General features: G+C 39.1%; 21 protein-coding genes. 3 read left to right on the top strand and 18 right to left on the bottom strand.

The window, feature by feature from the left end; genetic code table 11:
* Nucleotides 1-38: 38 nt before the first annotated feature.
* The gene (gene spoVT, locus GS400_RS00400) at nucleotides 39-575 is read right to left on the bottom strand and encodes a stage V sporulation protein T (protein ID WP_160098171.1); all 537 of its coding nucleotides are present in this window, start codon (nucleotides 573-575) and stop codon (nucleotides 39-41) included.
* A 460-nt stretch (nucleotides 576-1,035) separates the two neighbouring features.
* Between spoVT and GS400_RS00395 the strand changes: the two genes are divergently transcribed.
* Both GS400_RS00395 and GS400_RS00390 read left to right on the top strand, forming a co-directional pair.
* The gene (locus GS400_RS00395; protein ID WP_160098169.1) at nucleotides 1,036-1,188 is read left to right on the top strand and encodes a hypothetical protein; all 153 of its coding nucleotides are present in this window, start codon (nucleotides 1,036-1,038) and stop codon (nucleotides 1,186-1,188) included.
* Nucleotides 1,148-1,375 (top strand): hypothetical protein, encoded by a 228-nt coding sequence (locus tag GS400_RS00390; RefSeq protein ID WP_160098167.1) that lies wholly within the window; start codon nucleotides 1,148-1,150, stop codon nucleotides 1,373-1,375. The genes GS400_RS00395 and GS400_RS00390 overlap by 41 nt, the downstream gene beginning before the upstream one ends.
* Before the next feature lie 209 nt (nucleotides 1,376-1,584).
* On the opposite strand, the gene mfd is transcribed toward GS400_RS00390, so the two are convergent.
* The 17 genes from mfd to metG all read right to left on the bottom strand — a co-directional run bounded on the left by mfd (nucleotide 1,585) and on the right by metG (nucleotide 20,534).
* Nucleotides 1,585-5,112: a transcription-repair coupling factor gene (mfd, locus tag GS400_RS00385; RefSeq protein WP_160098165.1), complete on the bottom strand. Its 3,528-nt coding sequence runs from the start codon at nucleotides 5,110-5,112 to the stop codon at nucleotides 1,585-1,587.
* Between the two features lie 125 nt (nucleotides 5,113-5,237).
* The gene (locus GS400_RS00380) at nucleotides 5,238-5,468 is read right to left on the bottom strand and encodes an anti-sigma-F factor Fin (protein WP_160098163.1); all 231 of its coding nucleotides are present in this window, start codon (nucleotides 5,466-5,468) and stop codon (nucleotides 5,238-5,240) included.
* A gap of 92 nt (nucleotides 5,469-5,560) precedes the next feature.
* Nucleotides 5,561-6,118 (bottom strand): aminoacyl-tRNA hydrolase, encoded by a 558-nt coding sequence (pth, locus tag GS400_RS00375; protein ID WP_160098161.1) that lies wholly within the window; start codon nucleotides 6,116-6,118, stop codon nucleotides 5,561-5,563.
* A 186-nt stretch (nucleotides 6,119-6,304) separates the two neighbouring features.
* Entirely contained in the window at nucleotides 6,305-6,949 is a 645-nt protein-coding gene (locus GS400_RS00370) for a 50S ribosomal protein L25/general stress protein Ctc (protein ID WP_160098159.1), read from the bottom strand.
* A 135-nt stretch (nucleotides 6,950-7,084) separates the two neighbouring features.
* Nucleotides 7,085-8,041, bottom strand: coding sequence for a ribose-phosphate diphosphokinase (locus GS400_RS00365; protein ID WP_160098157.1), 957 nt, complete (start codon nucleotides 8,039-8,041; stop codon nucleotides 7,085-7,087).
* Between the two features lie 17 nt (nucleotides 8,042-8,058).
* Nucleotides 8,059-9,438, bottom strand: a complete 1,380-nt coding sequence (glmU, locus tag GS400_RS00360) for a bifunctional UDP-N-acetylglucosamine diphosphorylase/glucosamine-1-phosphate N-acetyltransferase GlmU (RefSeq protein ID WP_160098155.1) — start codon at nucleotides 9,436-9,438, stop codon at nucleotides 8,059-8,061.
* A gap of 172 nt (nucleotides 9,439-9,610) precedes the next feature.
* Nucleotides 9,611-9,901: a septation regulator SpoVG gene (gene spoVG, locus GS400_RS00355; protein ID WP_027447155.1), complete on the bottom strand. Its 291-nt coding sequence runs from the start codon at nucleotides 9,899-9,901 to the stop codon at nucleotides 9,611-9,613.
* A gap of 297 nt (nucleotides 9,902-10,198) precedes the next feature.
* Nucleotides 10,199-11,014 carry a pur operon repressor gene (gene purR / locus GS400_RS00350; RefSeq protein WP_160098153.1) on the bottom strand — a complete coding sequence of 272 codons (816 nt, stop codon included), beginning with the start codon at nucleotides 11,012-11,014 and terminating at the stop codon, nucleotides 10,199-10,201.
* A gap of 55 nt (nucleotides 11,015-11,069) precedes the next feature.
* Nucleotides 11,070-11,939: a 4-(cytidine 5'-diphospho)-2-C-methyl-D-erythritol kinase gene (gene ispE, locus GS400_RS00345; protein ID WP_160098151.1), complete on the bottom strand. Its 870-nt coding sequence runs from the start codon at nucleotides 11,937-11,939 to the stop codon at nucleotides 11,070-11,072.
* Between the two features lie 176 nt (nucleotides 11,940-12,115).
* Nucleotides 12,116-12,295 carry a small, acid-soluble spore protein, alpha/beta type gene (locus GS400_RS00340; protein WP_160098149.1) on the bottom strand — a complete coding sequence of 60 codons (180 nt, stop codon included), beginning with the start codon at nucleotides 12,293-12,295 and terminating at the stop codon, nucleotides 12,116-12,118.
* Between the two features lie 149 nt (nucleotides 12,296-12,444).
* The gene (gene veg, locus GS400_RS00335) at nucleotides 12,445-12,711 is read right to left on the bottom strand and encodes a biofilm formation stimulator Veg (RefSeq protein ID WP_027447151.1); all 267 of its coding nucleotides are present in this window, start codon (nucleotides 12,709-12,711) and stop codon (nucleotides 12,445-12,447) included.
* A 257-nt stretch (nucleotides 12,712-12,968) separates the two neighbouring features.
* On the bottom strand, nucleotides 12,969-13,877 hold the full coding sequence (yabG, locus tag GS400_RS00330; protein ID WP_160098147.1) for a sporulation peptidase YabG: 909 nt from the start codon (nucleotides 13,875-13,877) through the stop codon (nucleotides 12,969-12,971).
* Between the two features lie 66 nt (nucleotides 13,878-13,943).
* Complete coding sequence (gene rsmA / locus GS400_RS00325) at nucleotides 13,944-14,822, bottom strand: 16S rRNA (adenine(1518)-N(6)/adenine(1519)-N(6))-dimethyltransferase RsmA (RefSeq protein ID WP_160098145.1); 879 nt, start codon at nucleotides 14,820-14,822, stop codon at nucleotides 13,944-13,946.
* Nucleotides 14,819-15,382, bottom strand: a complete 564-nt coding sequence (rnmV, locus tag GS400_RS00320) for a ribonuclease M5 (RefSeq protein WP_160098143.1) — start codon at nucleotides 15,380-15,382, stop codon at nucleotides 14,819-14,821. The genes rsmA and rnmV overlap by 4 nt, the downstream gene beginning before the upstream one ends.
* A 170-nt stretch (nucleotides 15,383-15,552) precedes the next feature.
* Nucleotides 15,553-16,713 carry a G5 and 3D domain-containing protein gene (locus tag GS400_RS00315; protein ID WP_160098141.1) on the bottom strand — a complete coding sequence of 387 codons (1,161 nt, stop codon included), beginning with the start codon at nucleotides 16,711-16,713 and terminating at the stop codon, nucleotides 15,553-15,555.
* A gap of 212 nt (nucleotides 16,714-16,925) precedes the next feature.
* Complete coding sequence (locus GS400_RS00310; RefSeq protein ID WP_160098139.1) at nucleotides 16,926-17,696, bottom strand: TatD family hydrolase; 771 nt, start codon at nucleotides 17,694-17,696, stop codon at nucleotides 16,926-16,928.
* An 879-nt stretch (nucleotides 17,697-18,575) separates the two neighbouring features.
* A complete protein-coding gene (gene metG, locus GS400_RS00305) occupies nucleotides 18,576-20,534 on the bottom strand; it encodes a methionine--tRNA ligase (protein ID WP_160098137.1) in 1,959 nt (652 codons plus the stop codon).
* 589 nt (nucleotides 20,535-21,123) lie between these two features.
* Here metG and GS400_RS00300 point away from each other — a divergent pair.
* On the top strand, nucleotides 21,124-21,411 hold the full coding sequence (locus GS400_RS00300; RefSeq protein WP_160098135.1) for a transition state genes transcriptional regulator AbrB: 288 nt from the start codon (nucleotides 21,124-21,126) through the stop codon (nucleotides 21,409-21,411).
* The last annotated feature ends 17 nt before the right edge of the window (nucleotides 21,412-21,428 follow it).

Here is a 21,428-nt window from a genome sequence, read left to right as displayed (position 1 = left end):
ATAAAAAGGAGCCTATAGGTAGGCTCCTTTCCGATGAATTATTCCATTTGACGGGCTAAGAAACTTGCTGCAGTTTCTACTGCTTTTTGTTCGACTGCGCTGACGGACTCGCCTTCTTTAGACATAATCATAACGCATCCGATTGGATCTCCATTTGCAATGATTGGACCAACGATATAGGATGATACCTTTTCTTCATTACCATCTGCAATTTCAATCGTCGATTCATTCGATTCTGTTATTAAAGTACGATCTTGAATAGCTTGTTCCACTTTTGGCCCAATGCTTTTGTTTAAGTAATCTTTCTTGGACGCGCCGGAAACAGCTATAAATTCATCACGATCGCAAATAAGAACAGTATGACCTAGGGAATCAAATAGCGCGTCTGCATATTCCTTAGCAAAATCCCCTAACTCACTAATCGGTGAATACTTTTTGAGAATAACTTCTCCTTCTCGATCCACAAAAATTTCAAGTGGATCTCCCTCACGGATACGCAGTGTTCTGCGAATTTCTTTCGGGATTACTACCCGTCCTAAATCATCAATACGTCGTACGATTCCTGTTGCTTTCATGTATGAAGCCTCACTTTCCTTTGATGATTATACATATGGTGATATGATTTGACTTCCTTTTTTAAGTAGGAATCACCAGTTGATGGGTATAGTATTTTTCACCACGCCAGAACTATACATGATTCCTTAATTTTTCTTGTTAAAATCCAAATTGTACATGATTTGTAATACTTTTGTATAAAAAATATCAGGAGAATCGTTGATGTTTTCTTGAATAGGTACTGTAAAACTTATTGTTAGTAGTTTAGCCGTTATTCCATTAAAGCCCCCTTATGTGGAAGACTTGGAATCGAGATATTGTGCGGTGAAGGTCCGTTGCTTTTATGAGGGGGAGGGGTTCAGTGAAACGGCAATACTCCTGCGGAAGACCGTCCAAGCCTCCTCGTCACTTCGTTCCTGCGGGGTCTCGGCCGCCCTTTCTACCGCGGGAGTTTGCCGTTTCCCTCACCCCTTTGCGTTTATGGAGATTAACGGACTCTGGTTGTGTGATTTCTTAACCTTACGGACATCTGTTCCGTTATTTTATCTTAATCTAACTTCATTGAAGAGCTTACGGACATTCATTCCGTTATTTGCTTCAAATCACCGAAAAAGACCAATTTGTCACAAATAAGGTATCATATGTCCGTAACGACTCTCGTAATGCCTTAAAAGTTCAAAATAAAGGAACAGATGTCCGTAAGCATCGACCTCTCAACATCGCTGCGGTTCCGTTATTCACCATTTGGCCAAGGTGGGCTGTGGAACGGGTTGACTCCTCCGGTAGAAAGGGCGAGCGAGATCCCGCAGGAACGAAGTGACGAGGAAGCTCGATCGGTCTTCCGGGGAAAGCAACCCGTTCCACAGCCCGCCGCACTGCATAAACGTAACGGAACCACTCCGCACCAGCTTTATTCAAGATAACTGCCATTTAACTGAATACTTTCCAATAGTATGATCTTATTGATTTGGTTGTATTTATTAAAAAGAAAAACCCACCAATTTAATGGCGGGTTTTATTACAGTATTGTTATTCATCATGCTTTACATCTTTTAAAGATTGAAGGATTTCTTCCATCACTTTGTATCGTCTTGGATACATATCACGTTGGAATTGGAATGTGATCTTAAGTTGTTTTCCTTCTGTACCTAATTGAATCATTCTTCCGTATTGATTCGCTAATTCAAACAGTTTTGCCCCATCAATTTGTTGACTAGCTTCTGCATCCATAATAAGTTCAACTTTTTTATTCTTCTCCGTAATGGATTCAATACGTTCACGTTTCAAATATAATTTTAAAACTGAAACTTGGAATAAGTTTTCGACCTCTTCTGGGTAATCTCCAAAACGGTCAATAAGTTCCTCACGTAAGTCGTGAATATCCTCTTGAGAGTCTATCGCTTGGAATCGTTTGTACATATCAATTTTTTGTTTCTCATCATCAATGTAACCATCTGGAATGTAGGCATCGATATTCAGAGTCAGCTCTGGCTCAAATGGTTTGGTTTCCTCATAGGTTTTACCCTCTTGTTTGGCCTCTATTGCATCTTTAAGCATTTGAGAGTACATATCAAAACCTACAGAATCGATAAACCCATGTTGCTGTGCACCCAGGAGATTTCCAGCCCCACGTATAGAAAGGTCACGCATAGCAATTTTGAATCCTGATCCTAACTCCGTGAATTCTTTTATAGCTTGCAAACGTTTCTCCGCTACTTCTGTTAAAACTTTATCCTTTTGATACGTAAAGTAAGCATAAGCAACTCGGTTTGAGCGTCCTACACGTCCTCTTAATTGATACAACTGACTTAAGCCCATTCGATCGGCATCATATACAATAAGCGTATTTACGTTTGGAATATCTACACCTGTCTCGATAATCGTAGTGGAAACAAGTACATCTGATTCTCCCTCAAGAAAGCTGAACATGACATTTTCAAGTTCAGTCTCATTCATTTGACCATGTGCAAATGTGACCCGTGCATCTTCAACAAGAGCGGAAATTTCTTCAGCCATACGTTCTATATTCTCTACCCGGTTGAACAGGAAGAAGACTTGTCCACCACGAGCCATTTCTCGTTCAATCGCCTCACGCATAAACACTGGATTGTATTCCAATACGTAGGTCTGAATTGGGAAACGGTTTTCAGGAGGTGTTTCAATAACGGATAAATCACGAACACCTAGCATGGACATATGCAACGTACGCGGAATTGGTGTTGCTGTTAATGTAAGAACATCCACATTCGTTTTCATTTGCTTAATCTTTTCTTTGTGCTTAACTCCGAAACGTTGCTCTTCATCTACAATTAATAAACCAAGATCTTTCACCTGAATATCTTTAGACAGAAGACGGTGTGTTCCAATGACTATGTCTACAATTCCACTTTTCAAACCTTCTTTTGTTTCCTTTTGCTGTTTCTGCGTGCGGAAACGACTTAACAAACCAATGTTAATCGGGAAATCCTGAAAACGCTCACGCACCGTTTCGTAGTGCTGTTGAGCCAAAATCGTTGTCGGGACAAGGATGGCTACTTGTTTTCCATCTGCAATGGCTTTAAAAGCTGCACGGATGGCTACTTCAGTTTTTCCATAACCTACATCTCCACACAAGAGTCGGTCCATCGGGCGAATTTTCTCCATATCCGTTTTGATTTCTTGAATACAGCGAATTTGGTCCTCGGTTTCCTGATAAGGGAAAGCCGCTTCAAAATCTTTTTGCATTTCCGTGTCTTCACCAAAAGCATATCCTTTTGTTGCTTCTCGCTCCGCATAAAGTTTGATTAAGTCATCAGCAATATCTTCAACGGAAGATTGCACACGACTCTTAACCTTTTTCCATTCACTCCCCCCGAGCTTGTATAGCTTCGGTTCTTTCCCTTCTGAACCAACAAACTTTTGAACCTGATCAATTTGATCGATGGGTACATATAGTTTGTCATCTCCAGAGTATTTAACAAGCATATAATCCTTATGAATGCCATTTAACTCTAGCGTTTCTATGCCGATGTATTTTCCAATACCGTGATTAGCATGGACAACATAATCTCCAACTTTTAATTCCTGATAACTTTTAATTCGTTCAGCATTGGAGATTTTCTTCTTCCGCTTCGGTCTTGTTGTTTGTTTCTTAAACAATTCACTCTCTGTAAGCACAGCAACCTTATGCATCGGCAACTCAAATCCAGATGTCATTTGCTCCGTTACGATCGTTGGTGTCGTTACAGGTAAGGAAGGTTCTTGTTCTGACACTACCGCTTCCATATCGTAATCTTCTAAGACATTCTGAATCTTTTCGGCACGCTCATGATTAGGTGCAACGATGATCACAGAATACCCACTTTTCTTCCAACGATCCATTTCATTCTGTAAAAGATTCATTTGGCCATGGAATTGCTGCATAGCACGGCAAGAAAAGTTCACGATATTTTGAGGTTGTGTGTTTGGGATATGGCGCAAAAAGACAGACATGTAAAGTCGAGGTTGTTTAATGGCATGCCAAACATCAGGCCAATTATAGGAGATTGAAATATCCCTAACCATTTGCCCTGACTCTAAAAGACTACTATACCAATCAGCCTCTTCTTCATCTAATCGATTCGCTGTTTCTTGGATTCGACTCATCTCATCCAGAACAACCAGTCCATTTTCAGGTATATAATCTAGCAGACTGGCAGAACGCTCATAATATAAAGATATATATTTGTACATCTCTTCAAAACGTTCAAGATTGTTCAAACGTGAGATATCATGTTCAATGGTCTCGGTTACTTTCTCCTTTAGATCACTGTTTTGCATCTTTTGAAGAGTTTCGGATAAAGCTTCCTCAAGCCTATGTGCCCCTCTTGTTAAATCCTCATCTGTTAAAAGTAGCTCACTAGCAGGTCCAATAGTAACTTGATCTAACTTTTCTAACGATCGTTGACTTTCAGAATCAAAATAACGAATGGAGTCTACTTCATCATCAAACAGTTCTATTCTCAAAGGATTAGGCTGGGTTAAAGGGTAAATATCCAATATCCCACCACGTAAGCTAAATTCACCTGGGGAAGCAACCATATCGGATCGATCATAACCGACATTAATCAACCCTTTTAGGTAAGCATCAAGATCAATAGCCTCTCCTACTTTGAAATTCAACTGATATTGTTCCCAATAAGATGGGGGTGGCAAAATACGCTTTAGTGCTGCGACAGGAGCAATTAAGATCCCTGATTTTTCTTGAGCCCAGTGGTTCAAGGCATCAATACGTTCACTTCGTAGCTCTGGACTTGCAACAGCTATCTCAGAAGCGATAAGTTCATTTACAGGGTACAAATGAACATGCTCAGCATCAGATATCCCTAGTAAATCCTCATATAACTGTTGAGCTTGCATTAATTGGTGTGTAACAAGCAATATAGGCCGTTTCGTTGACTCCTCTAATAACGAAACAAGCACACTTCTTGCTGAACCAGAGAGCCCAGCTGCAAACTGCTCTTGCATCCCTGAAGAAAGTCCGGAAATGATAGAATGCACATCATCTTGTTTTTTTAAAAAATCCTTAAGTCCTTGCATATCGTTCCCCCTGCATATGTAAGAAAAGCGTAGCAGGCTTATAGGAGCCAAAATCAAACAACTACGCTTTATCTACACGTTTATACACTTGAAAATGCTTTAGTATATAACCAAAGCCTATTGACTTATTGAATAAAGTTATCGAGTTCATGGTAATGCGGATTGCTTTCTAAAGCATCCTGACAATTCTCACAAATCGTTTTAATCTCAATATTTCCGTTCTCGTGCATTTGAACCATATCGACACGTTCTTCTTCAGTAAGTTGGTCCAATCCCAAGTGGTCTGTATCCACAGCCTCTTGATGAAAAGCGCCGATCTGCTGTTTACAATGTCTACATTGATAGATCACAGCCATAATCATTCCTCCTTGCACAAACTATTTACCTTAAGTTTGCCCGAGAAGAAAATGGCTTATACGTGAAGGATGTTGCTTCACTATATGCACGTTTAATTGTATTCATTCATGACACCAAGAAAGGTGTCTTTCATCCAATCCTCACACGCATCCGCAGCTTTCTTCACGCTGTCAGTTACGTCCTGACTTTCCTCTTTAGAGAATGGACTAAGTACATGGTCACTTACTGATTTCGATCCTGTTGGACGTCCAACGCCAATACGGATTCTTGGGAAATCTTTGGTATCAAGATGGTCAATAATCGACCTCATGCCATTGTGACCACCATGGCCACCTTTTTGGCGAAGACGAATCTTACCAGGAGGGAGATCTAAGTCATCATAAATCACTACGATGTCTTCTGGTGAGAGATCATAATACTCCATTAATGGTTTTACAGCATCCCCTGATAAATTCATAAATGTTAGCGGTTTAAGCAAAACCATTTTTTCACCGTTTAAACGTTCAACGGTATGACTCCCTTTATATTTTTCTTTATTAAGTTTCCAATTATGTCGTTCAAGTAGTTCATCTATGACCATAAAGCCAACATTGTGGCGGGTCTTCTCATATTTTGGACCTGGGTTTCCTAATCCAATAATACACTTCATAACAATCCCTCTTTCCAGTCCCTATCAAACTTATCTTCATCTATTGTACCGAAATTCATCCTAGAATAAAAATAAACCATCACTTTAGTTTTACCTTCTTTATATGTAAAGAAAACTTGCCAATCGTAAAGATTTTTACGTAAAAAAGGCGTAACCACACGGCTACGCCTTTCCTTTATGTGAGGTTTACTCTTCTTCTTCCTCATCGTCATCTTTTTGATTAATGACTTCTGGTTCAGCGTCACCATCTTGGGTTTCGCCGGGTTCAACAACCTCTTCAGTCTGAGGAGGTAGAATAGTTACAATCGCTGTTGATTCATCTTCAGTAATTTCATAGTTGTTAGCTTCTTTTAGATCACTTACTAAGAAACTATCTCCTACTTCTAAATTAGAAACATCAACTTGAATTTCGTCTGGAATTTGATTCGGCTTCGCACGTAGTGATAATTCATGTAAAGGCTGAGATAAGATCCCGCCGTCTTGTACACCTTGTGCAGTACCCTCAACATGGATTGGAACTTGTACATCAACTTCTGTTGACATATCCACAATATAAAAGTCCGCATGATATAACTCATTACGAATTGGTTCTATTTGATATTCATGGAACATAACTTGTCGAGGAGAATCGCCTTCTACATCTAAGGATATAATTGCGTTTTTCCCTTCATCTCTTAGTGTCTTAAGCAATTCCAAGCTGTCTACAGAAACCGCAAGTGGTTCCTTGTCTTTACCATAAACAACTGCTGGAATTCGACCTTCACGACGAAGTTTATTATTTACTGAACCTCTTAAGTCTTGTCTGGTTTTTGCTTTAACTGTTACTGCCAAGTCAATCACCCTCCATCAAATTATAAACCTTCTAATGTTATATAATTCCCATCCTAGGATGGGGGTAAACCCTTTTTTCACAATATCAAACAAATTATTCTTCAGATGACTTATTTTTATGCTCCAAAATTATAATTAATCAAACAGAATTGAAATAGATTTACGTTCATGAACACGCATGATTGCTTCACTAATAAGCTGGCCTACAGAAAGTTCCGTAATCTTATCAATGCGCTTCTCATCTTTAAGAGGAATCGTGTTCGTTACAACAAGCTCTTTGATTTTTGAGTTATTTATACGCTCAATAGCAGGACCAGATAGAACGGGGTGTGTACAGCATGCATATACTTCTTTTGCCCCGTTTTCTACAAGTGCATTGGCTGCTAATGTAATGGTTCCAGCTGTATCAATAATATCATCAATCAAAATAGCTGTCTTACCTTCAATATTACCTACAATATTCATAACTTCCGCAACATTTGGACGTGGTCGTCGTTTGTCAATAATAGCAATCGGAGCTTTTAGGCGGTCAGCCATTTTACGAGCTCTAGTCACGCCACCATGGTCTGGTGACACAATTACAACATCATCAAAGTTCTTTCCTTCAAAGTAATCAGAAAGAAGTGGTCCACCAACAAGGTGGTCAATTGGTACATCAAAGAATCCTTGAATTTGAGAAGCGTGGAGGTCTAGCATGATGACTCTTGAAGCTCCTGCAGTCTCTAAAAGGTTCGCCATTAGCTTAGCAGTGATTGGTTCACGAGAACGTGCTTTACGATCCTGACGCGCATAGCCGTAATAAGGCATAACAATATTAATGGTCTTGGCAGATGCACGCTTCAATGCATCAATCATAATTAAAAGTTCCATGATGTGCTGGTTTACAGGTTCACATGTTGATTGCACAACATATACATCACAGCCACGAATACTTTCTTCGATATTAATTTGGATTTCTCCATCACTAAAAGAAGTAACCGTACACTTACCAAGCTCTGTGCCGATGTTTTCTGCGATTTCTTGAGCTAGTGTTGGATTGGAGTTAAGAGAAAACACTTTTAAAGACGGATCTTTGTATTGATTGTTAGCCATTGCGCTAATACCCTCCATTAATCTTTTTTCATATTCTTGAGTTTTTCAACATAACCTTCTTTATTCGTTTGACGAGAACGAGCAATGGACAATGCATCTCCTGGTACGTCCTCGGTTATTGTAGAGCCTGCTGCAACATACGCACCTTTCCCGACATTCACAGGTGCTACTAAATTCGAATTGCATCCAATAAACGCTTCATCTTCAATTGTAGTAAGGTGTTTATTTTGACCATCATAATTTACTGTGATCGTGCCACAGCCAATGTTAACGCCATCGCCTACTTTAGCATCGCCAATATAACTTAAGTGAGATGCTTTACTTCCTTTACCAAAGGAAGCTTTCTTCACTTCTACGAAATTGCCAACCTTAACATTATCGCCTAATTCAGAAGACGGTCGAATATGAGCATACGGCCCAATGTTCACGCCATGACCAATATGACTATCATGTGCTACACTTTGTTTGATAACTGTATTTTGCCCAATCGTACAATTTTTAATTTCAGAATGAGGACCAACTTCTACACCTGTAGCAATCGTGGTGTTCCCCTCAATCACACTTCCAGGATAAATAACAGCATCTTGTTCAATTTGGACATCTAATCCGATATAAGTATGACTCGGATCAATGATGGTCACACCATTTCTCATATGATACTCGTTAATCCGACGTTTCATAGCCTCCTCGGCACGTGATAAAGCAACGCGGTCATTAACACCTAACGTTTCTTCAAATCGCTCTGTCTGGTAGGCAGCAATCTTTTCACTTTGGCTTTTTAAAATCTCAATTACATCCGGGAGATAGTATTCCCCTTGAGAATTATCATTTGATACATGCTTTAACGTTTCGAATAAAGCTTTATTATCAAAACAGAACACACCTGTATTGATCTCTTGAATCTTTTGAACCTCTTCAGATGCATCTTTTTGCTCTACAATACGAGCAACATTACCATCTTCAGTTCGCACAATACGACCATAACCTGTAGGGTCTTCTGCATGTGCTGTGAGAAGTGTCGCTTTAGAACCTTCTTCTTCGTGATAAGTAATAAGAGACTCAAGTGTATCTTTCGTTAATAGTGGTGTGTCACCACATACGACGAGTGTTGTTCCTTCTTGTTGCTCCAGAATGCTATCAGCCTGTTGAACAGCATGGCCTGTACCGAGCTGTTCTTCTTGGATTACGAATCGGCTGTCGTCCCCGATTTGATCTTGAACAGTCTCTGCCCCATGACCAACAATCGTAATGATTTCATTTAGCTGTAAGGGCTTTAATTGATCTATAACATGTTGAACCATTGGCTTACCACATACAGGATGTAACACTTTGTATAAAGATGATTTCATACGTGTTCCCTGACCAGCAGCCAACACAACTGCGTAACGATTACTCATTAACAAACCACCATCCTTTTGTCATCTACGAATATATCTTAAAAACACCATTATTTCAACTGTTAGAACAAAAGTGGAAGTGCTCAGTGAGTGACGTATAGGCTGTAAAATCCAACAAAAAAAGGAGCCTAACCCGGTAGATTAGACTCCCCCCTATTGTCTTCAGTGAGTATTAAGAAGCACCTGCTTCTTCATATTCAACTTCCAATTCCCCTGCGCGGTGATATTCTTCTAGTACAGCATCTTGGATTTTTCCACGTGTACCAGAATTGATCGGATGCGCAATGTCACGAAACTCTCCATCAGGAGTACGTTTGCTTGGCATAGCAACAAACAAACCGTTGTTTCCATCGATTACTCGAATGTCATGAACAACGAATTCCTGGTCTAACGTAATAGAAGCAATTGCTCGCATTCGTCCTTCAGTATTAACGCGTCGCAGTCTAACGTCAGTTACTTCCATTATGTCTCACCACCTTTTCCCTATAAGAACTTAGTTACCAATATTCAACAAAGTTACATGAATTCCTCCCTACTTTTGAAAAAAAATTATTCTTTTCTAATTTTCTGCACTTTCCTACTTATCATTTGGAGACTCTGAAGCAAGCCTCTACTACCAACACAGCCCTTTTTATACGTTAATCACTTTGAAAATAAATGTAGTTTTGATAGAAATATTTTTTTAATAAAGCAATAAAAGTCTCAAAAGACAAAAATAGCTTTTGCCTTAAAAGGCAAAAGCTATCTCACTAAAATACAGTTATTGTTCAAAGAGATTTCCACGATGAACTTCAATTTTACGATTTTTAATATCGACATTATTAATCTGAAGTAGGGAGACATAATCATCTACTACACGATCTTCATCCTCGTCTTCAGCTTCAGCTAGGACACCAATACCTGCAACATTTGCTTCAAATTCTTCTAAAAGGCTTTTCATACCATTAATCGTGCCACCAGCTTTCATAAAGTCATCTACAATAAGCACATTTGCCCCTTGTTTTAAGCTTCGCTTAGATAGAACCATGGTCTGAATTTTTCTTGATGATCCAGAAACGTAATTAATGCTTACTGTAGATCCTTCTGTAACTTTCGGATCTCGACGTACGATGACAACCGGTACATTTAAATAAGACGCTACAGCATATGCTAATGGAATACCTTTTGTAGCCACGGTTACGACCGCATCAATCGTGCTACTGGAAAAGTGTGTTGCAAATAACCGTCCGATATTCCTTACAGTTTGAGGGTCACCCAATAGGTCACTCATAAATAAGTAACCTCCTGGCAACAATCGCTCAGGGTCCTCCAGCTGTTTAGCTAACTGATCGATAAACACTTCGCTTTTTTCTTTAGAATTGCGCGGTATATACTTTACGCCGCCAGCAGCTCCTGGAATCGTTTGAAGATATCCTATCCCTTGTTGTTGGAACATTTGATTAATGATCGCTAAATCTTCACTAATTGAAGATTTAGCGGATTCATACTCATTTGTAAAAAACGGCAATGACACAAGTTGTTGAGGGTGTTCTATTAGATAATGAGTCATTGCGACCAATCGTTCACTTCTTTTCATACATACACCTCTAAATCCGAATAATATGCAATAAATATAACAGTTTTATACGGATTTAATCAAGTGCATGTCGATTTCCAAGCATTCGAATTACGTATACTTCTTCACAAAATCCTCGTAAGCCATTATAAATACGATGTGCTCGTGATTCCTGTTGAACTAGACCAAATACAGTTGGACCGCTCCCACTCATTAATACAGCATCTGCACCAAAATCTTTCATATGATTTTTGATTTGGTCTACTTCTGTGTGAAGTTGACTCGTTACGGGCTCAAGAACATTACCAATTTGAGCACACATCTCATTGTAATCGCCGTCTTCTAGGGCTTGTATCATTTTTTGTGTATCAGGGTGTTGTACATCATTCAGGTTCAAATTTTGATAAATCGCTTGAGTTGATACCCCAATAGAAGGTTTAGCCAAAACCACCCAACAAGGAGGAGGCGTAGGAAGTTCTCTTATCTGTTCTCCTCTACCTGTAGCTAAAGCTGTACCTCCATATACACAAAAAGCCACATCTGACCCAATATGAGCTCCTAATTCAGCTAATTGTTCTGCCGTTAACTCTAAATCCCATAAACGATTTAAACCTCGCAAAACAGCTGCAGCATCACTACTACCTCCCGCTAAACCAGCGGCAACGGGAATTTGTTTCTCAATAAAAATCTCGACACCTTCACGTATTTGATATGTATTTTTTACAAGTTGAGCTGCTTGATAGGCAAGGTTACGCTGATCATTTGGAACAAATCGATTTTCAGAAACAATACGAATTTCATCTTCACGCAAAGGACTTAACTCAATTCGATCTGATAAATCAACCGTCGTCATGACCATCTCAACTTCATGGTACTCATCCGGACGTTTATATAATACATCGAGAGCTAAATTAATTTTGGCCGGAGCCTTTTCTAATAATCGCATCTCATCACCTGCTCTTTTCAGCTTATATCAACAAATTGTACCATATATTTTGATCTATAAGGATGGTTTGTTCAAAATCCTATCTTAAGGAAATCTTAGCGATTTGTAAGTATGTCAAAGCAAAGCGTAAACAGAGGCTCGTTCTCTTAAGTTGTAAAAAAGGGACAGACCCCTTATTAAGATCTGCCCCGTGTCATTTGCTCCTGAGCGATTTGAATAGCACGCTTTGTAATATTACCTGCATCACGTGCTGTTATCCCGCCCCAACCTTCTTTTTGCACCGTGTCGTAAAAACCTAACTCCTTAGCGATTTCCTCTCTAAAACGATCAGACATAACTCCTCTACGTCTACCCAAAGGAAAACAGCTCCCTTCTATATAGATTTTACGACACGCTTAGTATGTGTTAATTTCTTTTAAAAGAATCGATCTTTATAATGGAATTTCAGCAAAAACATTGAAATAAAAATGCTTTAGTATCTAAATAAAAAGCAGTAAACCTCAGTTTACTGCTCCCCTAACGCCAAATTGCTTAATCCTTCACTAAAACTAAGTTCTACAGTTTCAGTTAAGACATCTGCATAGCTGTATGATACTCGCTCAAACGCATTTTGCTCCTGATCAAGTTCAACAATAAAAACAGATGGATACGTTTCAGCTAGAACACCACTACGCTCAATGGTTTTTCGGCGACCGCCATTTGCTTTCAATGTTAACCGCTTACCGATTTGCCCATCTAAAGACTGCTTAATTTCTGATAACGTTTTTGCCACTACACTCCACCTCACTACTTATACTTTAACACAAGCTATAGTACAAAGTCAAATAAATCTTTATATTATAGCAATATATGATTTGTATTGCAATGAAATACGTATAATTTTTTCATCTTATTTATATTCTCTCTAAAAAATGAAATTTTATGTAAAAACATTTTAGGGAAAGTGGATTCAAACTTGGTTCAACAGGCCTTTAATAAGTAGTATGTCTTGAATGTAGCATTTCTTCTGCATAAAAAAACTCGCCCCTCTTATAATAGTTTAGGACGAGTTTCTTCAGTATCCTGATGTTGTTGTTCGTGATATTCTTCTGACTGATAAGGCATTCCTGTTCGCATTAAACCTCGAGTTTCAACACCACCAAGCCCTTTTTCACCTGTTAAGGTATTCCGAATAACATCCCATACGTTGACTTTTTCCATAAAGGATGTGTATCCGATTTTAGCAACAATATAAACTGGATCTAATGCGTGAATGTTAATTCGAGAAGGTGAACTAGCGAAATTAGCACCTGCACGTATTAGAGATTCAAAGTGAGATTGGCAAGCACCTGCAAAAATGACCATTTGATCGAGGTGTGGCACCTTGCGTCTTGCCTCTCTCACCGTTTCTGCAAAATACTTGGAATGTCTATAAGCACGCAAGTCACCTTTATCCCCTTTATTTTTTGAAAAGGAATCATGTCCCGTAATCACAATAATGTCAGGGCTTACTTTATCAATTAGCTCACCAATTTGATGAGGCATTTCTTTTTCATTCATGTGCACCCCATGAACTTGTAGTCCGAGCTGTTCATATAAATCAATGCATTTTTTTAAATATAATCGATCACCATCTAAATGTAAGACACGTGATGGCAATTGAAAATAGGGGGCTTCATGCTTATAACCAGAGGAAGCCTCGTAATCACGCTTTTGACGCATTAGTTGATAATCCTGTCGGAAGAGTCGATAAGAATACTCCTCCTGCTCCTTGGCCTTTTGCTTTCTTCGCTTTAACTCTTCTGTTTGAACAACTTTTAAGTCTTCAATTGGAGCATCGGCCTCTAATCGAATATCTTCACCATATAAAATCACACGTGACCCCTGAATAGCTTGAACCCGAAATAAAAGGTCATGATTATAGGAGGAACGTGTTACGATATCACCTTTGTTTACCATGAAAGCCTGCCTCCTCACACAGTTACCACTTCTTTCATAGCCTATGTGAGAAGATATAGTTTGTGCCTATAGCTTTGTATAAAACACATTTGCTAACGTTGCGAATTCCTCCATTGATAAGGACTCACCTCTACGTTTTTCATCAATCTCCGCTTCATCAAGTGACTGACGAATCGAATCCTTATCAAAACGGTCTTTAAAATGACGAGAAAGGTTATTCATAATCGTCTTACGTCTTTGACCAAAAGATGCTCGTACTAAATCAAAAAAGAAAGGCTCGTTTTCTACCTGAACTGGCGGTTGTTCGCGCATAGTTAATCGTAAAACAGATGAGCCTACATTTGGTTGAGGCATAAACACGGTCTTTGGAACATCCATGACTACCTTCGCTTCTGTATAGTATTGAATTGCTATCGATAAAGAGCCATAGCTTTTATTATTGGGGCTAGCAGCAATTCGTTCAGCTACCTCTTTTTGAATCATAACGGTAATACTTTCAATTGGTAGTCGAGCCATCAGTAAATTCATAATAATTGGCGTCGTAATGTAATAAGGTAAGTTTGCGACTACATGAACGGATTGTCCTTCATGGAAATACTCTTGTATAACTTCAGAGACATTCGCCTTTAGAATATCTTGATGAACAATACGGACATTATCATAGTCGCTTAATGTATCATCTAAGATTGGGAGGAGTCGCTGATCAATTTCAAAAGCAAGAACTTGATCCGCTTTACGAGCTAGTTGTTCTGTTAGCGCGCCAATTCCTGGTCCAATCTCAATCGCTCCACTATCGGCTGTAACACCAGCATGCTCCACAATATTGGATAAAGTATTTACATCAATTAAAAAGTTCTGACCTAAGCTTTTCTTAAAAGAGAACCCGTACTTCTCTAAAATTTCTCTGGTCCGTTTTGGCGTTGCAATTGCTTTTGTATCACTCATTTTATGTTTCCTTCCTCTTTCAGAATTTCCTCCATGGCATCTACAAACTCTTCTCGCGTAATTTGGAACATGGTTAATCGTTTATAAAGCTGTTTGCCGTTTGTATAGCCAATTTTCAGCCTTTCGCCTAATTGTTCTCTAAGCAGCTTAGCTGTTGCTCCTCCAACAAGACCATACTCCACAAGATCCTCTTGCGTAATGTCACTGTTCTCAATCTCTGACATACTATATACATGGGATAAAGCTTCTCGAATAGCTTCTGGTGAAGCATGCTCCACCCCAAGTCCTTTATCATGCTTCGCCTTGGCTTCATGCCTTGGCAAAAAGGCATGCTTGCATCCTGGTACCGCTTGGGAAACGATATTACGGATCCGTTGCCCAGGGTGATCTGGGTCTGTAAAAATGATCACACCTCGCTTTTCTTGGGCGTGACGTATTCGAACTAATGTATCTTCATTCACGGCTGATCCATTTGTTTCTAGCGTATCCGCTTCAACCGATCGTTTCACATTCTGTGTATCATCTTTGCCTTCAACGACAATGATTTCTTTAATTTTCAAATTATGTCCTCCAAAACTGTTATCTATGATTAGTTATACCACGATCGTGACATAAAATAAAACGATCTTTGCATTCAAATCTGAGGTTTAAGACCGCCTGTATAAGTGGAAAAAGATTTACAAAGAAAAAGTTTTTTATACAAAAGAAAAAGCAGAGGATTATCCCCTGCTTAATTACCTAATACTTTAACTTGAACTCTTCTGCGACCAAAACTTAATGCATCACTTCTGGAAGGAACGAACAAGTCAATACGATTCCCTTGAATCGCTGAACCTGTATCTCCAGCAATTGCATAACCATAGCCTTCAACCCAGACGCGAGATCCTAATGGAATTACATTTGGATCAACAGCGATCACCTTACGATCTGGATTAGCACGAAGGTTTATACCTGTACGCGTAATCCCACTACAACCATCACAAAAAGCTGTATATGCTGTAGCTTCCATATAAAGCGTCTTTTGAACGCTATCGTTATTATTACGGGATACATTTTGTTGAATGACTTTCGTACCTACCGCTACAATTTTCTGTTTACTTTCTTTTGCCGTTTCTTCTTTTACAAGCTTACGGTCTACTTCTTCACCGTTCTTAAGTGTAACTTCGTAATGTTTAACAACTTTTCCTTCTTCACCGTTTTGAACAACCTTTTTGTTGCCCTTTGGCATGGAGCTGTCTTTACGCGTTACAACAGCATAGTCTACTTGTTCTTCCACGACATCGGTAACTTTCTCGATGCGTGTAATGGTGACAGAAGCTTGTTCCTTAGAAAGTTTAGCCTGTTTGTCTCGTTTAAGTTTATCAAGCTCTCCAAGGCTTATTTCTTGTTGTTTTAAGAATTCTCCAACCGTATTGGCTGTTGTCCATACTTTCTTTTCTTCCCCACCGTCATTCAGCGCCACTTGGAAGGCCTTTTGAACTTCAATGTTCATTCCTGCTTCGATACTTGCCTTATCTTTGTGTGACACTTTGTCACGTTCATTGATTTTTATCTCTTTTTCATCAATGAATTGTTTAACGGTATCTGCTGTAGTGTAGTACTGCTTATCTTGACCATCAATCGTTACCGTTACTGGTTTAGCAGATTGATAGTCTATTTTCATTCCTGTCGTAATTGGATCTTCGAGTTGGTGTGATAATTTATCGTGAGTTTGAACATTAATTTTAAGACTTTCTAACAGTTCCCCAACTGTGTCTGCATGAGTTCGAACAGATTTTGTCTCTTTTTCTGTTTGAACCTTTACTTCAGCTTTAGTAGCTTCATACGTTAAGCTTCCAAGTAAGGCAAAAAATACAATAGCACTAGCGATCAACACAACTAATCTTTTCATGCTTCTGCCTCCTTTTTCATACGCAGTGTATTATAACGACTGCGTAATCAGCCTGTCAACAAGTAAACGTTACCATTGGGAAAAACGTCCAATTGAAAGGCTTGACTCCCTTTACCAATATAACCAAATCTAGAGAAATATAATACGGAAAAATAATAACAAAATCCGACCATATATTGCATTATTTTTCCGCATTCTAGTATATCGCTTATTTACTGGTCAAGCTTAAACAACTTAAACGCATTTTCTGTTGTCTTTTGTCCAATTTCCTCAAGCGAAAGTCCTTTAATTTCAGCTACTTTTTCTGCCACTAATTTTACATATGCTGGTTCATTACGTGTTCCTCGATTAGGGTGAGGTGCAAGAAACGGACAATCCGTTTCTACAAGCATATGCTCTAACGAGATGGCTTCTGCTACTTCTTTTGGTTTTTTTGCATTTTTGAACGTAACTGGACCACCAAGTGAAATATAAAAGTTCATCTTTACACATTCTTCAGCGATTTCAACAGAACCACTGTAGCAATGCATGATACCGCCTACTTCTTCTGCATTTTCCTCTTTTAGTACATCCACGATATCTTGTGTGGCTTCACGATTGTGAATAATAATAGGCATTTGAACTTTTTTCGCTAATCGGATTTGCTTACGGAATACATCTTTTTGCACATCCACAGGTGATTTATCCCAATGGTAATCCAGCCCCATTTCACCTATTGCTACAACTTTAGGATGGGAACTTAATTCTTCAATCCACTGTAAATCCGATTCTTCCATATCAATCGCATCTACTGGGTGCCACCCAACTGCAGCGTATATATTGTCATGTGCTTCTGCAATTTCAATGGCCAATGGTATCGTCTCACGATCAAATCCAACGACCACCATGTAATCGACTCCTGCTTCCTTTGCGTGTTTGATTACTTCTTCACGATCTTCATCGAATTGTCTTGCATTTAAGTGAACATGCGTATCAAAAAGCATAATTAGTACGATCTCCTTTGCGATATCTTCTAGTTTTATTGTAACACTTAACCATAGGCTACCCAAAAAATATGGGGAAAAGGTAGAATGTTAGTAATTATTGATCCTGATCAGAGGAATAAACACTCGCTTATTCAATTATTTTCCCTCTTTAACGGTAGACTTAGAATCAAGATAAGTTGAGAGCAGTCCTTTGCTTTTTACGAGAGCTAGGGGTTCAGTGAAACGGCAATACTCCTGTTGCCCCACACGACGTGGGGTAGGTCGACGTTGCCACACGATGTGGCGGTCTTAGTCGATCTTCATTGTTTACTTTGAACCTCCTCGTTCACTCCGTTCTCTGTGGGGTCTCATCTGCCCTTTCTACCACTGGAGTTTGCTGTTTCCTTCCCCCCTTTGCGTTTATGGAGAATAACGGACCCTAGTTGTGTGAGCTCTATACCTTACGGACATCTGTTCCTTTATTTTGATCTTTTAAGGCATTTCGAGAGTCGTTAAGGACATATAGTACCTTATTTGTGACAAAATGGGCTTTTTCAAGGTGATTTGAAGCAAATAACGGAATGAATGTCCGTAAGCATCGCCTTCACAATATCGCTGCGATTCCGTTCATCACCATTCGGCTAAGGTGGGCTTGGGAACTGGTTGACTACTCCGGAAAAACGGGCGAGCGAGACCCCGCAAGAAGCGTAGCGGATGAGGAGGCTCGATCGTTCGTCCGGGGAAAGCAACCCGTTCCCAAGCCCGCCGCACTCCACAATAGCAACGGAACCGCCTCTCTCTCACTGAATTCCTAATTCAACATAACTGCCATTTAACTGAATAAACACTAAATGCAAAAAAGAGAAGCTCCTTTAAGAAGCTCCTCTTAATGTTAAATTATTTTACTTTTGAACCATTAGGTAGGCTTTGATCAATGTTGGCTAGGGCAAGGTTGCCTTCTTCATCTTCACCTGCTAACACCATTCCCTGAGAAAGCTCGCCACGGAGTTTGGCAGGTTTAAGGTTTGTTACACAAATGACTTTCTTTCCAACAAGATCTTCTGGCTTATAGTACTGCGCAATGCCTGATACCACTTGTCGTTTTTCAGAACCAAGGTCCAATTGAAGACGTAAGAGTTTATCCGCTTTTGGATGCTTGTCAGCTTCGACTACTTCAGCAACACGCATATCCACTTTCATAAAGTCATCAATAGCGATCTCTTCTGATTGATCTTCAGCAGGTTTCTCTTCTTCCGCTTCTTTAGGTGCATTTTTCTTCATCATATTTTTAATTGCTTGAGTTTCAGCGTCCACATCTAAACGAGGGAAGATTGGCTGCCCTTTTTGTACCTTCGTACCTTCTGGAATAAGACCCACCGTATTCATACTCTCCCAGCTTGTAAATTCATCTTCATTTATACCAAGCTGTTCAAAAATGCGTTGAGGTGTTTGTGTTAAGAACGGCTGCAACATAATACCGATATGACGTAACGATTCAGCTAAGTGAGCCATCACATTACCAAGACGCTCTTTCTGATTTTCATCTTTTGCAAGAATCCAAGGTTGTGTTTCATCAATATATTTGTTTGTACGACTTACGAACTGCCAAAGCGTAGATAATGCAACAGAGAATTCCATGTTGTCCATAGCCGTTTCTAGCTTTTCACGTGTTTCTACAGCAAATGTTTCTAGGTTTTCATCGTACTGATCTTCGCTAGCACGGAATGCAGGAATTTCACCATCAAAGTACTTAGTCACCATAGCAACTGTACGGTTTAGAAGATTACCCAGGTCATTAGCCAGGTCATAGTTTGTACGCTCCACAAAGCCTTCTGGTGTGAAGACACCGTCAGAACCAAATGGAACTTCACGTAAAAGATAATAACGAAGAGCATCAAGTCCATACGTTTCAATTAGATCTACAGGATCTACAACATTCCCTTTAGACTTAGACATTTTTCCGTCTTTCATTAAGATCCAACCATGGGCAAAAACCTGCTTTGGTAATGGCAAATCAAGCGCCATTAACATAATTGGCCAATAGATCGTGTGGAAACGAACAATTTCTTTTCCTACAAGCTGAACATCAGCTGGCCAATATTTCTGGTATCGTTCGTCATCTTCTGTACCGTATCCTAATGCCGTAATATAGTTGCTTAATGCATCGATCCAAACATAAATAACGTGCTTCGGATCACCAGGAACCTGTACTCCCCAATCAAATGTTGTACGAGATACAGCTAAATCTTCTAAACCTGGTTTAATGAAGTTATTAATCATTTCATTCTTACGACTTTCTGGTTGAATGAAGGAAGGATTATTTTCATAAAACTCTAGAAGTTGATCGACATATTTACTCATCTTAAAGAAATAGGATTCTTCTTTCACTTTCTCAACAGGGCCACCGCAGTCTGGGCAATGTCCATTGTCTAGCTGTCGCTCAGTAAAGAAGGATTCACATGGAGTACAGTACCATCCTTCGTACTCATCCAAGTAAATATCACCTTTTTCGACTAAATAAGAAAAAATCTGCTCGACAATCTTCTCATGACGTGGTTGTGTAGTTCGTATAAAATCATCATAAGAGATATCTAATTTTTTCCAAAGTTGTTGGATGCCATCGACAATCTCATCGACATAGGCTTGAGGTGTAACACCTTTTTCATCTGCTTTACGTTGAATTTTTTGGCCATGCTCATCTGTACCTGTTAAGTACATGACATCATAACCTTGCAAGCGTTTATAGCGAGCCATCGCGTCACCAGCGACAGTCGTGTAAGCATGCCCTATGTGTAGGTTTCCACTAGGATAATAAATGGGGGTGGTAATATAAAACGTATTTTTTTCTTCAGGCATGGGGATCCCTCCTTATAGTATGTATCAAAAGAAAAAGCCAAATGTCGTCTCGAGCATTCGACCCATTCTGTCTATATCTTTTTGATAGAAAAATTGTCGACAAAAAATCAACAAATTCAAAAAGCAGCATAGTTCTATTTTATCGATTTATAAGCATTATTTCCATCTCTAACAAAAAACTATACAAAAACCTGATTTATAGTGTCAAGAAAAGGGCCAGCAAAATCATTATGTCACCTCAAAATACCATCACTAGTCACTAAAGATGCTCAATCACTTTCTATTCTTATACTAAAAAGAAGTTTGTCGACAAAAATGTGAAGGTACCCCTAAAAAAGTCGAATTTTGTCGAATGGTATTAACAAGAGATGATTCCTATTCTTTGAAAAAGTTAGGTGATTCTATACCTAAATTAGGAGGAAAATCCCTAATTTAATAGGCTTATTCCTATTAATCTGTCATTTTTTTGTTTAGAATGGGAAATAAAAGAATTGACAGCCACTGGAATGATTGCTACTATATGAGGTATAGAATGTCGAATCATGACGAATAAAGAGAAAAAATATTTGAGTGAGAGGAGTTACAATTTATGAAATCTATAGGAATTGTACGTAAGGTTGACGAACTAGGACGAGTGGTGATTCCAATCGAATTACGCCGTACTCTAGGAATTAATGAAAAGGATGCTCTAGAAATCTATGTAGACGATGATCAAATCGTTCTTAAGAAGTACAAGCCTAACATGACTTGCCATGTTACTGGTGAAGTATCCGATCAAAACATGAGCCTTGCAAATGGCAACCTAGTTCTTAGCCCAGAAGGTGCTAAAGAGCTAATGAACGAGATCCAAAACAGCCTAAACAAAGTAGAAAAATAAAAAGAGATAAAAGAGAC

This window comes from Pontibacillus sp. HMF3514 (assembly GCF_009858175.1).
Taxonomy (GTDB): Bacteria; Bacillota; Bacilli; order Bacillales; family BH030062; genus Pontibacillus.
Note: the sequence above shows the minus strand (reverse complement) of the source record. Positions and strands in the feature narration are given on the sequence as shown.

Coding starts and splice junctions, on each gene's coding strand:
- spoVT (WP_160098171.1), bottom strand. CDS start 575: ATGAAAGCAACAGGAATCGTACGACGTATTGATGATTTAGGACGGGTA.
- yabG (WP_160098147.1), bottom strand. CDS start 13,877: ATGGTAAACAAAGGTGATATCGTAACACGTTCCTCCTATAATCATGAC.
- GS400_RS00300 (WP_160098135.1), top strand. CDS start 21,124: ATGAAATCTATAGGAATTGTACGTAAGGTTGACGAACTAGGACGAGTG.
- GS400_RS00315 (WP_160098141.1), bottom strand. CDS start 16,713: ATGAAAAGATTAGTTGTGTTGATCGCTAGTGCTATTGTATTTTTTGCC.
- purR (WP_160098153.1), bottom strand. CDS start 11,014: ATGAAAAGAAGTGAACGATTGGTCGCAATGACTCATTATCTAATAGAA.
- GS400_RS00380 (WP_160098163.1), bottom strand. CDS start 5,468: ATGGCTGTGATCTATCAATGTAGACATTGTAAACAGCAGATCGGCGCT.
- mfd (WP_160098165.1), bottom strand. CDS start 5,112: ATGCAAGGACTTAAGGATTTTTTAAAAAAACAAGATGATGTGCATTCT.
- rsmA (WP_160098145.1), bottom strand. CDS start 14,822: ATGAGTGATACAAAAGCAATTGCAACGCCAAAACGGACCAGAGAAATT.
- GS400_RS00310 (WP_160098139.1), bottom strand. CDS start 17,696: ATGCTTTTTGATACGCATGTTCACTTAAATGCAAGACAATTCGATGAA.
- spoVG (WP_027447155.1), bottom strand. CDS start 9,901: ATGGAAGTAACTGACGTTAGACTGCGACGCGTTAATACTGAAGGACGA.
- ispE (WP_160098151.1), bottom strand. CDS start 11,939: ATGCGATTATTAGAAAAGGCTCCGGCCAAAATTAATTTAGCTCTCGAT.
- pth (WP_160098161.1), bottom strand. CDS start 6,118: ATGAAGTGTATTATTGGATTAGGAAACCCAGGTCCAAAATATGAGAAG.
- GS400_RS00395 (WP_160098169.1), top strand. CDS start 1,036: ATGGAGATTAACGGACTCTGGTTGTGTGATTTCTTAACCTTACGGACA.
- GS400_RS00365 (WP_160098157.1), bottom strand. CDS start 8,041: ATGGCTAACAATCAATACAAAGATCCGTCTTTAAAAGTGTTTTCTCTT.
- metG (WP_160098137.1), bottom strand. CDS start 20,534: ATGCCTGAAGAAAAAAATACGTTTTATATTACCACCCCCATTTATTAT.
- glmU (WP_160098155.1), bottom strand. CDS start 9,438: ATGAGTAATCGTTACGCAGTTGTGTTGGCTGCTGGTCAGGGAACACGT.